The organism is Streptomyces sp. NPDC101225 (assembly GCF_044767585.1).
Classification (GTDB): Bacteria; Actinomycetota; Actinomycetes; order Streptomycetales; family Streptomycetaceae; genus Streptomyces.
Genome location: NZ_JBIWOE010000029.1, coordinates 1 through 12,545, shown reverse-complemented (window position 1 = coordinate 12,545; position 12,545 = coordinate 1). Strand labels below are relative to the sequence as shown.

General features: G+C 73.9%; 7 protein-coding genes. 1 reads left to right on the top strand and 6 read right to left on the bottom strand.

Annotated features, from left to right (window positions below):
- Positions 1–143 precede the first annotated feature (143 nt).
- On the top strand, positions 144–698 hold the full coding sequence (locus tag ACIRPX_RS31770; protein WP_404201694.1) for a Uma2 family endonuclease: 555 nt from the start codon (positions 144–146) through the stop codon (positions 696–698).
- On the opposite strand, the gene ACIRPX_RS31765 is transcribed toward ACIRPX_RS31770, so the two are convergent.
- The 6 genes from ACIRPX_RS31765 to ACIRPX_RS31740 form a co-directional block, all read right to left on the bottom strand.
- Complete coding sequence (locus ACIRPX_RS31765; RefSeq protein WP_404201692.1) at positions 692–1,972, bottom strand: TIGR02679 family protein; 1,281 nt, start codon at positions 1,970–1,972, stop codon at positions 692–694. The genes ACIRPX_RS31770 and ACIRPX_RS31765 overlap by 7 nt on opposite strands.
- Complete coding sequence (locus ACIRPX_RS31760; protein ID WP_404201690.1) at positions 1,962–6,053, bottom strand: TIGR02680 family protein; 4,092 nt, start codon at positions 6,051–6,053, stop codon at positions 1,962–1,964. The genes ACIRPX_RS31765 and ACIRPX_RS31760 overlap by 11 nt, the downstream gene beginning before the upstream one ends.
- Positions 6,050–7,486 carry a TIGR02678 family protein gene (locus ACIRPX_RS31755; protein ID WP_404201688.1) on the bottom strand — a complete coding sequence of 479 codons (1,437 nt, stop codon included), beginning with the start codon at positions 7,484–7,486 and terminating at the stop codon, positions 6,050–6,052. The genes ACIRPX_RS31760 and ACIRPX_RS31755 overlap by 4 nt, the downstream gene beginning before the upstream one ends.
- A gap of 13 nt (positions 7,487–7,499) precedes the next feature.
- Positions 7,500–9,047 (bottom strand): TIGR02677 family protein, encoded by a 1,548-nt coding sequence (locus tag ACIRPX_RS31750; RefSeq protein WP_404201686.1) that lies wholly within the window; start codon positions 9,045–9,047, stop codon positions 7,500–7,502.
- Positions 9,048–9,248: 201 nt separating this feature from the next.
- The gene (locus ACIRPX_RS31745; protein WP_404201685.1) at positions 9,249–9,458 is read right to left on the bottom strand and encodes a hypothetical protein; all 210 of its coding nucleotides are present in this window, start codon (positions 9,456–9,458) and stop codon (positions 9,249–9,251) included.
- 77 nt (positions 9,459–9,535) lie between these two features.
- Positions 9,536–11,575, bottom strand: coding sequence for a DEAD/DEAH box helicase (locus ACIRPX_RS31740; RefSeq protein WP_404201683.1), 2,040 nt, complete (start codon positions 11,573–11,575; stop codon positions 9,536–9,538).
- Between the last annotated feature and the right edge of the window lie 970 nt (positions 11,576–12,545).

Sequence of the window (12,545 nt, the reverse complement as noted above, 5' to 3'; positions counted from 1 at the left end):
CGGGCCCTGCTCACGCACCCTGCACCACAGCGCCCCCGTGCGGACGGTTCCGCCCCTGCGGCCTGCTCGCACACCACAGGAGTCCACCCATGGGACGGCGCCATCGGCCGTATCATGACGACACACGGGAAGGAGCACTGTCCATGAGTGTCGACGCGATCGTGCACACCGAGTTCCCCGAAGGATACGTGGTCTTCTTCGGCGCCGACGGAAAGATCATCATGACGCCGCAGAGCGAAGAGCACTCCAGCACGATCAAGTCGATGCAGTACGACACGATCCTGTCGCTCGGACGGCACGCGAAGACACCCTCGGACGTCTACATCGACTTCCCCGCCGACGAGAACTCCGCCCCCGACCTGGCGATCCTGCGCGAGGACGCGCGCAAGGAGGGCAAGCGCTACAGCTTCGAGGACGTCCTGCTGATCTCCGAGGTCGTCTCCACCTCCTCCGCCCGCAAGGACTACGACGACTGCACCGCCAAGTACGGGCGCTACAGCATCCCGATCTACCTGATCGTGGACCCCTACGCCCAGGAAGTCGTCCTGCACACCGAGCCCACCGCGAACGGCTACAGCACGGCGCTCAAGCGCGCGTACGGCACCGGCAAGCTCCCCGTCCCGCTGGCCGACGGCCGCACCTTCACCCTTGACCTCGACGAGCTCCCCCGACCGGAGCCGGAAGCCGGCACTCACTGAGAGGACTCCGGCCGGGTCAGGTCGGACAGCAGTGCGGGCAGGAGGCGTTCCTCCATGACCGCGCTGCCCGACTCCCGCATGGCACGGGCCAGTCCGGGATCCCAGGGGCTGGTCGCGGGCGGTCCCGCGAGCGGTGTGGACTCGCCCTCGCCGAGCGCCGCGGTGTAGTCGGCGGCTGTCATCCGCCAGGGACGGGCTCCGTGGCGGGCCACCGCGTCCGTGGTGATGCGCAGGCCGGCCCAGTCGAAGTCGGCGCGCCAGTGCAGCCGGGCTCCCGCGCGTACGGCGTCGCCGAGCAGTTTGTGGCAGGCGGCGGACGGAACGCCCTCGGTGCACACGAGGGCGGCGGCCGTTTCCTGGAGTTCGCCTGCGGCGGCGCGCAGGACGGCCGGGTTCTCGCAGATGTAGATGGCGCGGGCGGAGGGGACGACGGGGTCGGTGGCGAGCTGGTGGAGGGTGAGCCGGAAGGGGATGCCGAAGCCGGCGGCGTCCCGCAGCCAGTCGCAGACGACGGTGTCGCCCTCGGCCCCGACATTGAGGACGAGTACCTGGCTGGCGAGGTCGTCCGCGATGGCTCCGGCGCTCTCCCACAGGGCGCGCCGCCCCGCCCGCGCGCGCGGTACGGCGCGGCCGTCGCCTGCACGCCGGGCGAGGGCGCGCAGGACGAGCTGTTCGAGCGGGGTGCCGGGAACAAGGGCCTTGGTGTCGCCGGTGGCCCACTCGGCGAGGACGGGAAGCGGCAGGACACCGGCCAAGGCCCCGGGAACCGATTCGCCGACGAGTCTCTCCAGGACACGCACCGCCGCGTCGAGGAGCGGTGCGTCCCCCCGGCGTACGAGACGGGTGAGGGTGCCATCGGCTGCGATCCGCTCCAGCCAGGCGGCGAACCATACCTGCCCGGCAAGTCGGCTGGAGTGAGCGGACTTCAGGGCCTGGTCACGGCGCGTTTCCTCGTCGGCCCGTTCGGCGGGCCGGTCGCGCAACGGGCCGTGGAGAAGGCCGAGGGTCGTCAGGAGACCGGTGCCGCAGCGGTCGTACAGATACGTGTCGAGATCGCGCAGGGGTACGGCGAGACGCTTGGCGGTCTCGGGCCGGTAGCGGCCGGTGATGCCGATGACCGTGCGGCGCTCGGCCTCGCTGGGCCCCGTCAGCCCGATGTCGCCGTCGAGCGCGCCGCCGGTCCGCTCCAGTCTGCGGCGGGCGGCGGCGAGCAGCCGCGTCCATCCCTCGCCCCGCAGCTCGTCGTACGCCGACGGCTCACGCTCAGCCGGCAACCGGGGCCTCCTCCGGCGTCGGGACGCGCCGGGTGCCGGGCGAGCCGAGGGCGGTGGTGAGGTCGCCGGTGTCGTCGGCGAGGAGCCGAGTGCCGTCCCAAACGAGCAGCAGCGCGGAGACGGTGTGGTCGACTGCGCTGTGCGCGAGGTCGTAGTGGGCGGCGGCGGACACGGAGGCGTGGGCGGCCCACAGGTCGTAGCCGGTCATGAACAGGTCGAGGTCGAACTGTGCGGCCAGCGACATGAGTTCACCGCGCCCGGTGTCGTCCACGCCGGCGAAGGCCTCGTCCAGGGCCAGCAGACGCGGGGCGTACGGGTGGGCGGAGTTGAGCATGGCGTGCGCGGCGGCGAACAGCGGCAGGTGCAGTGACACGGACTGCTCACCGCCGGACAGACGGCTGTGCCGGGCGCGGGTGAGCCGCTCCTCGCTCTTGTCCGGGCGTACGAGCTGGAAGGCGAACTGCCGCCAGCGCCGGTAGTCGAGGACCTCGGCGAGCAGTTCGCGGTAGGGCTGGTCGCGGTGACGGGCGCGGGCGGTCTTGATCTGCGCGGCGAAGTGGACACGCACCCGGGCCAGCCCCTCCGGGCCGAGGCGGGCGGCGTCGGCGTCGAGGAGGCCGCAGACGGCGCGCTGCTCGTCGTCTAGATGGTCGGCGAGCAGCCAGCTCACCCCGACCGTCGTCCCCGAGGACATCGTGCGCCGGCGCATGTCGGTGTTCATCCGCCGGATCAGGTCGCGGGCGTCGACCGTGCGGTCGTGGATCTGCTGGGCGAGCCGGGTGAGCAGGGCGTCCTCCAGGATGCGCTGCTCGGACTCGGAGAGCAGTTCGGCCTGGTCACGGCGGTGTGCGGAGATCTTGTGCGCGAAGGCCGCCACCGGCAGCGGGCCCTCCTCGTCGGCCACGCGGACGAGGATGACCCCGTCGGAGCCGTCCCATTCGGGCCGGTAGTCCTGTCCGGCGGCGGCGAGCTGCGCCTGGAGGTCCTCCAGGGCCTTGGTGAGCCGGGTGACGGACTGCTTGAGGCTGGTCTCGGTGGGGGTGAGGTCGCGGGTCGCGGCGAGGATCGCCTCGTGTACGGCGGCCACGGCAGGCGGAAGCGTCTCGCCGGCCCAGTCGGCCTCCTGGCCGGGCCAGGCGAGGCCGGGCGGGCAGCGCAGGATGTCGAGGAGTTCCCGGGCGGCGTACGGGCGCAGGGAGCGGGCGGTGTCCTTCTCCTCCGCCGCGGCGACCGCTCCGGCCTCGGCGGCGGCCGTACGGCGGGCCTCGGCCGCTGCGGTGCCCGCGATCGCGCCGTGCTGGGCGGTGCGGGCCGCCTCGGCCTCCACCACCAGGGCGTCGATGCCGTCCTCGGTCTCCTGGACCTGGCGCATCACCTCCTGTGCCTCGGCTCCGACGGCGTCTTGGAGAGCCTCGAGTCCCGCGGCCTCCTCGGTGTGCCGGCGGCGCGCGGCGCGCTCGGTGTCCGCCGCGGCCTCCTCGTCCTCGGCGGCGGCGGTGAGCCGTTCGGCGGCTGCCTGTGAGGCCTCGGTCTGGCGGGCGTGTTCGCGGCGGCGGGCGGCGAGTTCGCGGACCGCCGTCTCGAAGGCGCGGGTGGCGGTCTCGACGGCGTCGACGTGTTCGGTCTCGATGGCGTGCTCGGCGGCGGTGCGGCGCAGGGCGCGCTCGGCGACCGAGCAGGCGGCCACCGACTCGTCGTACGCGCCCTGAGCGGAGTCGGCAGCGTCGCGGGTAGCGCGCAGCCTGGCCGCGGCCCGGTCGAGTTCACGCAGCGCCTGCGTGATGCCGGTGCTGCGGGGAAGGGCGGCGCGGGCGGCGGCGTACGCGTCGAGGGCGGCGTCCGTACGGGCCTGCGCGCGCCCCAACTCGTCGAGCTGGCTGGAGAGTTCGGCCAGCAGTGTCTCGCAGGCCGCGATCCGGGCGGCTCGCCGCCGGGCGCGGGCGCCGGCGCCGACGTACTCGGCGTGCTCCTTGGTGTGGGCGCCGACCAGGACACCGGCCGCGTACCGGCCGTCGGGGACGATCTGGGGGATTCCCGTGTCGAGGTCGCCGGTGACGGCGACCGAGCGCAGCACGGCGGTGATCCGGGCGGCGGTCGGGATCGCGCCGCCGGTCCCGGGGACCTCGGGGCGCAGGAGGTCTGCGAGGCTGGGTCCGCTCACCGGGACGCCGACCCGGAGGTAGCCCTCGCTGTGCCCGGCCGGCACAGGGGTTTCCTCGGCGGTGACCAGGGCGTCGAGGAGGCCGGAAGCCTCCAGGGCGGCTTCCAGGTCCGCCCGTTGACGGTCCGTCAGTCCGTCGTCGAAGTCGACGAGACGCCACAGCGGAACTCCGTCGCCGGGTGCCCTCTCGGCGGTGCGGCCACGGGCCGGGGGCGGGGCGTCGTCGTGCTCGGCGGCGATCCGGTCGCGTTCGGCCTCCGTCTCGGCGCGGCGGCGCTCGACGTCGGTGCGCCGGGCGCGCAGGGCGGCGAGGATGTCGCGCAGTTCCTGTACGGCGGGGGCGGTGGCCTCGGTGAAGGTGTCGGCGAGCGTGACGGCCTCGGCCTCGCCGGTGAGTTCGAGGGTTTCGGTGAGCCGCCCGCGCCCCTCCTCGGACAGGAGCTCGCCATGCGTCCGCGTCCACTGGCCGAGTGCCGTACGGGCCTGTTCGCGGGCGGACTCAAGGCCCGATTCGGCGGCGGTTTCGGCGGTTTCGGCCGCGGCGACGGCCTCCTGCGCACGGTCGAGCGAGACCCTGGCGAGGTCACGGGTCTGCTCGGCGCCGCGTACCGTCTGCTGGGCGGCACGCACGGCCCGGACGCCCTCGTGACGGGCGGCGGCGAGTGCGGCAGAGCGTTCGGTGAGGTGGGCGGGCTCGGCGTCGGGCGGGGTCCAGGGCAGGCCCGCGGTGCGGGCGTGGTCGGCGACGGCGGCGGCGTCCCGGGAGACGGCGGCGTCGAGTTCGGCGGCGAGCCGGGCGGCGTGCTCGGCCTCGGCGCGGGCGCGGCCGGTGGCGACACTGCGGCGTTCGCGTTCGGCGCTCGCCTGCCGGGCGGTTTGCTCGCAGGTGCGTACCAGGCGTTCCAGGTCGGCCAGTTGCTCGACGGCCTGGTAGGCGGCGGAGGAGCGCAGCTGGTCGAGACGGGCACGCTGGGCAGCGAGCGCCGCATCGGCGGACTCGGCACGCGTCTCGGCAGCGGCCCGCCGCTCGCGTGCCTCCGCCAGGTCCGCGGTGGCGGCACGCAGCGCGGCGGCGCGCTCGGCGGTCTCGGTACGGCGGGCGGTCAGCCGGTCCGCGGCGGCGCGGGCGTGCACCCGCAGGTAGGTGGAGTAGCTCGCGAGGAAGACACGGGTGGCGTCGTCGGCGGCGGCCAGCCCCTCCAACGTGCGCTGCACGGACTCCATGTCGTCGAAGGAGCGGGCCGCCTCGGCGATCAGGTCGTCGTCGAGCGGGCGCAGACCGGCGGTAAGGGTGTCGGAGAGCTTGGCCGGGTCGAGGTTCTTGGCGAGCTGCGGACGGCGCAGGGTGAGGATCAGGGTGAGCAGTTGCTCGTACCGCTCCGGGCCGAGGCCGAACAGACGCTGGTCGACGGCCGCGCGGTAGTCGGACGTGGAGGCGATCAGCTCGCGTCCGAGTTCGGCCGCGAGTTGCTTCTTCGTCATCGGCCGGTCGTCGTCGGTGAGGAGGGAGAAGTCCTCGCCGACGCGGCCCTCCGCGATGAAGTGCCAGCGGGCGGGCGTGTCCCGGTGCCGCTGGGCGTGCAGCCCGATGCCGCAGGTGACGGCCTCGCCCGTCTCCCGGTGGGTGAACTCGATCCACACATAGCCGAGCGCGCTGTCCTGCCCGCGGAAGAGCAGGTTGGACTTCATCGTCCGGTCCTCGGCGGCGAACGGGTTCAGCCGCTTGGGATCGATACGGCCGTCGAGCACGAAGGGGAAGAGGACTTCGAGGGCCTTCGTCTTGCCCGATCCGTTGGGGCCGCGCAGCACCAGCCAGCCACCCGCGAAGAGGAACTCCTCGTCCCGGTAGTCCCAGAGGTTGATGATTCCGGCGCGAGTGGGGATGAACCGGGCTGAGCGGGTGGGAGCGGGGGTGCTCACGGAGTCGGGTCCTCGCTGGTGTCGGCGGCGGTGTCGGCGGCGAACAGGGCGGTCTGAGCGGGTGGTTGTGCTGCCGTACGGGTCTTCACCCGAGCGGTGACCCCGCGGTACCGGGCAAGCAGGGGCAGCGCGAGAGCTCCGCCGTCGACCCGGACGATGACGGACATGGCGGCCAGCAGGTCGAGGGCCTGGCCGAGCAGCCGGTCCGGATCGCCGCGCAGATCGGCGGCGAAGCCCGCGCCGTACTCGGCGGTGATCTCCTTGAGCCTGCCCCGCAGCCAGGAGTCGGTGACGAAGGGGTACCGGATCTCGCCCGGCTCCTGCCCCTCGGCGCCGGGTACCTCGTACGCCGGCTCCTCGTCGGGTAGCGCGAGTTCGGCAAGTTCGGTGACCAGCCGGCGCGACGGCTGAGCCGCGTCGATACGCCGGGCGCGCGCCGCGAGGCGTTCGGCGGCGGTGGGCGCGGGCAGCAGTTCGAGGGCGTGCCGTCCGGAACGCTGCACGGCGGCACTGATCCGCGCGGCCAGCAGCAGCGCGGCCTGCGCAACGGTACCGCCACCGGGGAAACGGATGTCGGACAGTCTGCCGGAGGTGTCGACGAGCGCCACACCCTCGGCCCGCCGCTCCACCGTCAGCCCGGTCAGCCGCTCCAGGTCCTCGGCGAGGGCGGGGGCCCGCAACTGGCCCAGGAGTTCGCTGTCGGCGTCGGCGTAGTAAGCGACCGGGTTCTCCAGCACCAGGCGGCGGGCCCGGCGTGCCTGGTCGCGGCGCTGGGCGGCACGTCCGGCGGACAGGCCCAGCGCGCCGGAGGTGTCCAGCAGCGCGGTGACGGAGGTCAGGTGCTGCAGAACCCGGGTCGGGTGGTGGACGGCGAGGAGGATCTCCCGGTCGATGTCGTACAGGGCCTCGGCGCGCTCGGGGTCGCCGGCCCAGGCGGTGGCGGAGCCGTCGGCGAGGGTGAGCGCGCCGCGTTCGGTGAGCCAGGTGACGGCGTCGACGAAGGCGTCCCGGTCGGGTTTGCGGGCGGTGTCGAGGCCGAGTCCGTCGATGCGTACGGCGTCGGCGGCGACCGCGTCGGCCAGTTCCCCCAGCGCCACCTGTGCGCCGTGGCGGCCCAGGGCCGCGAGGGTGAGGACGAGGTAGGCGTAGCGCCGGCGGTCGAAGGGGCGTCCCGCGCGGGTGAGGGCCGGGCGGGTGGCGTCCAGGCCGTCCTGGGCGCGCTGGAGCCGGGCGGTGCCGGCAGTGGTGACGAGCCGGTAGCCGAGCACGTCCATCAGGTCCGTGCGCAGCTGGTCGGCCCAGCGGCGCACGGTCGCCAGCGCGGCCTTGTCCGGGTACCCGGGCGTGACCAGCGGGTGCCGCAGGACGAGCCGTACCGCCTTCTGGTAGTCGGCGAGTTCGAGCAGGGAGACGCCCTCGGCGACGCGGCTCATACGACGACCTCGCTCATGCGGTGACCTCCAGGCGCAGCCCGTCGAGGTGGAGGCGGCCGCGCACGGTGTCGACGGTGGTGGAGCCCTCAGCGGGGGTGAGCGTGAGCCGTACCCCGTGTACGGAGCCGGAGGCCGCGGTGACCCGACGGCTGGCGGGGACACGGGCGGCGAGGGCCACGTCCAGGAGGGCGAGCAGAGCGCGCGTCTCGGGCTCGTCGAGGGTCCGGCCGTACACGCCGTCCGAGGCGAGGGAGTTCGCGGCACCGCGGCGCTCGGCCTGCTCCTTGAGCTGCTCGGCGCGCAGCAGCGCCCGCCGCTCGTCGTCGCGTTCGATGCGGCCGGGGCCGTGCAGGGCGGGGGTGCGGCCGGACTGGACCAGGGTGCGGGCGAGTTCGACCGGTTCGGCCTCCCACCAGGACGTACGGGACGGGATCCGCTCGGGGTCGGCGTACGGGACGGCGACGTGACGCGGCGCGCCGAGCCCGAACACCGCCTGGAACAGGGCGTGCGCGTCCTCGTCGCTCTCGCAGGAGGTGAACCACTGGGCGAGATGGCGCAGTTGGCTCTCCCGGCTCACCCCGCCCCGGCGCGCCTCGGTGACGCGGCGCAGCAGGGCGAGGACGGAGCGGATCGCGGTGACGGTGGCGTCCTGCAGCCGCTCGGTCTCGCTGTGCTCGCGCTCCGCGAACCAGTGGACGATGCCGTCCCACCGGTGCCGCCAGTCCGCCAAGCGCTCGCCGGGGCTGCGGAAGAGCCGCTCGTCGGCCTCGGCCGCGTACTCGATCATCCGGTCCACACCGGTGGCCGCGGCCTTCTCCACCGCCTCGGCGAGCAGCGGGGCGTAGCGCCCGAGCTCGGCGGTGAACTCCCGCATGTGCGAGAGGAGCGCGTCCTTGTGGGCGAGGAACACCTCGGGCCGGGTGTCGTTGGTGCGCGCCAGGTCGCCCAGCATGAGGTAGAAACGAGCGGCACGCTGCGCCATCTCGTTCAGCACGGAGTCGAGCCGGCCGAGCTTGCGGTACACCTCCTCGCCGTCTCCCGCGGTGTTGGCATCGGCCAGCGCGCGCAGGTCGCCGAGGATGTCGGGGAAGACGAGTCGGGAGAGCTGGGCGTCCTCCAGGCTCGCGCCGAGCACGTCCTCCACCGCCCGGTACGCCCGGTACCCGGCTTGGGTGAACTGGTACACGTAGTGCCGGTTGCGGTACTCGGCGAGATTCGCGGCGCGGGTCCCGTCGTACGACCGGTCCAGGACCTGCCACTCCGCGAGCACGTCGAGCAGCGGCTGCACACCGGCCGCCCCGCCCACGGCACCGGCGGCCGGATGGTCGGCGGCGAGCCGCTCCAGCAGACCCACCGCGTCCGAAGTGTGCAGCAGCACCTGGTAGTTGGCACGTCCGCGATCGAAGGCCCGCAGCAGCCACAGGTACTCGTGGCGCTTCTCGGCGGCGGCGAAGTGGAACAGCCGCAGCCGGTCGTCGAGGGAGAACGCGTCGATACCGAACGCGCCCTCGTCGACGGGGGCCGGGACCTGGGGTACCGGGGCGTCGAACTCTTCACTCACGGAGCTGTGGGCTTCCCTTCTCCCCTGTTTCGGCTGGATACACGTCCGGGCGGAGGTGTACCAGCGGACCCGCCCCAGTCTGCCGCACCCCAACCGGTGCGTGTGAGCCGCTCCTCCGCCCATGCCTCTTGTGCTACCGTGCGCCCGCTTCACGCTCCCTACCGGGCGGTCGCCGCCGTAGGGACCCACCCTGCGGCCGACTCAGCGGCGGATCGCCGCGTACGCCCCGAGCCACACCGTCCCCAGCCGGTCACCACCCCTGGTGAAGACGGCCGCCCCGCTGTTGCCCGCCGGGTTGTCCGACGGGTCGTCGGGCGGCAGGAGCAGGGTGGTCTCCTCACCGTCGCCGCTGTCCAGGGTGGTGGTCGCACCGCTCCACAGCCGGACCACCGAACCGGGCGGGGCCATCACCCGGACCCGGTCCTCCCGCAGGTCCAGGGGGACGCCGGTGGCGCGCTCCGCTAGCAGCGAGCGGTAGCGGTCCGGGGTCAGGGCGCAGCCGTTCGGCGGGGCCGCCCCACCCCATTCGGGGCGTCGACGCCACGGGCACGGGCCGCGCGCCGCATCCGGGGCACGAGGTCGGGTGCGAGCGGGGCGGTGGCCATCCGCTCGCACATCCACAACAGGCGTCCCGCCCCTCTTCCCGGCCCGAGCGTGCGCCAACGGATGCGCTGGGCCAGGTCACCGGCGACCACGGCCACCCACGGGTGGACCGTGCCGAGGGGGCCCTGCACGCCGAGCCAGGCCAGGTAGCGCTGGGCCTCCTCCAGGATGCCGGCCATGGAGTCGACGGGGATACCGAGGACGTAGCCAGGACGGCCGCGGAAGAGGGTCGGGCGGTCGGCGACGAGATGCAGGACCGCCCGGGCGATGTCTCCGGCCTCCGGCTTCGGCTCGCCCTCCGCGGGCTCCCCGTTCTCCTCCGGCTCCTCGTGCTCCTGCTCCGCCTCGCGCAGGACGCGACGCAGCGCCGTGCGGGCCCGGTCGGTGAACGGTGCCTGTTCCAGCACCGGGAGGTGGGTGCTGAGCAGGGCCGCCAGGGACCGCTCGGCGGTGAAGGCGTCCTCAGGTACCGGGGACTCCCGTACCGCGGTGGCCAGTTCGTCGGCGGTGAAGGCGTCCACCATGAAGCGGCCGGTCAGCCTGCCCAGCGGACGCGTCCCCCAGCGGCCCTCGTCGGCTGTGGCGCGCAGACAGCCCGACGTGGTGAGGAACGGCGCCGCCTCGCGCAGGGGCTCGACACCGGCGTGTCCCTGGTGCGCGGCCAGTGTCCCCACCCACCACCGCTCCGCCTCCTCGACACCGGTCACCCGTTCCTGGACGACCTCGGCAAGAAGGTGGCCGGGCAGATGGTCGCCCAGCCGCGACCGTACCGTGTATCCGGCGGCCGGCCGGGCCTGCCAGTGCGCCCGTTCCGCCGGGTCGGCGAGCAGGAACGCCCAGCCCTCGCGCTCCCCGGCACCGATCCGCCCGGCCCGCCCGAACATCTGCTGGACCATGGACACCTCGATGCGGTCCAGACCGATGGTGGTGTCGGCGACGATCACGGCCCGGGCAGGGAGGCTGACCCCGGCGGCGACGGTGGAGGTGGCGACCAGGACGTCCGCCTCACGGGTACGGAAGGCCTGCTCGGCCTCCCGCTTGTAGGGCCAGTCCCGGTAGTGCAGCCGCACCCCGGCCTTGGTGCACAGCCGCTCGACGACTTCGACGTCGTCCGCGTCCACGCCCGCGGTCGGCACACCACGGTCGGCGGCGAGCGCCAGCGCGGTGGCCCGCACCCGGCGCTTGCTGCCGCAGAAGACCAGCACACTGCCGCCGTCCGCACCGACCCCGCGGGCGATCCGTACGGCGGCCTCGGTGCGGACGGCTGCCCGCGCCGCCCAGTCCGCCTCGTCCGCCGCCGGCAGGACGGGCAGCTGCCAGGTCAGCCGGGTGGGCCGCCAGGCGGTGCGGAACAGGCGGGCCCTCAGCCACTCGGCCACCTCGTCCGCGTTGGCGACCGTCGCCGACAGCCCGACGATCCGTGCGCCCGTACCGTCCTCCCGCACGCGGGCGAGCAACGCTTCCAGTACGGCGCCACGGACCGGATCGCCGAGGAGATGGATCTCGTCGACGACCAGGCAGCCGACCTCGGCGAGCGCGTCGCGCAGCGATCCCGCCCGGCAGATCGCCTCGAACTTCTCCGTCGTCGCCACCCACACATCGGCCGCCCGGGTCGGCTCGGTGTCCACGGCGGCCTCACCGGTCAGGCGCACCACGCGCAGCCCCCGGCTCCGCCACAACTGGAGCTCCCGGTGGAGTTCGTCGGTGAGCGAGCGCTGCGGCACCAGCCAGGCGGCCTTCTTGCCCCGGGCGTGCGCGTCCAGCACCGCGACCATACCGATCGGGGTCTTGCCCGCGCCGGTGGGCGCCACCACCACCAGATGCCCGGTGCCCTCCCGTACGACGGGAACGGCAGTCGCCTGGGCCGGGTTGAACGACGGATGCGGCAGCAGCGCGGCCCACTCGGCGGGCACCAGCTTCTCCACGGGTACGTAGGCGTCCCCGTCCGTCCTCCGGCAACTCCTCCAACGCGTCCCACTGCGCGGCGAAGGCGTCCCGGGCCGCCACCGCCCAGGGACCCGCCGTCGGGACAGCGCCACCCGGACCGGCCACGACCAGATCCGTACGGCCGCCCAACTCATTGACCGTGCCGATCCCTTCGGCCTCTTCCCAGTAGCGGCCGACCCGGTACGGGACACCGCGCTCCGTGAGCCACGTCCGCGACGCGTCGTACCCCGGGCCCTCGGGCAGAATCACCCGCACATCGTCGGCCGCCGCGACCGCCTCCTCGGCCGGGCGCCACGCCGGATCGGTCACCTTGCACCACAACAGGACACGAGGCTCGGCCTGCTCCGGCACGGCCAGGTCGTCCGGCCACGCCGGAGGATGTCCCCCGCGCGTCGCCCCGGAGAACTGCCCGGGTACACGGATCGCGGTCACATTGCCCCCGGGACCACTCGGGCAGGGCCCCGGCTGGACGGACACGGCTGCCGAAGACGCGGCCGTGAGCTGGTCGTACGTCTTCACCCCCAGGTCAGCGAGGCTGAACGCGGTGGGGCAGCCAGGACAGACCAGCGCGGCGTACCGGTACACCCGCCCCTGCGACTCGTACGGCCTGCGCAGCGCGTGCAACTCCCCCTCGCAGACCGGACAACGGCACGCCACCGGCTCCTCATAGCGCCACCCCGCTCCGAGAACCGCGCCGGGAACACCCCGCCCAGCGCAACACCCCACCACCGCTGCGCCACCCTCGGCCCCGGCCCCCTCCGCACCCGTCCCCGACTGTGCCGGGACACCCTCGTCCACCACTCCGTCCGCACCGCGCATGCCGCGACTGTGGCATGCCGTCCAGAGAGTGAAACTCTGACGCGTAAATAGCGGCAGGTCAGTGTGGGTGTGGGCAGGTCTGAGTGCCCGGTGGCCGTGGTGGTCGCCGGTGTCCTGGCTCTGGCCGGT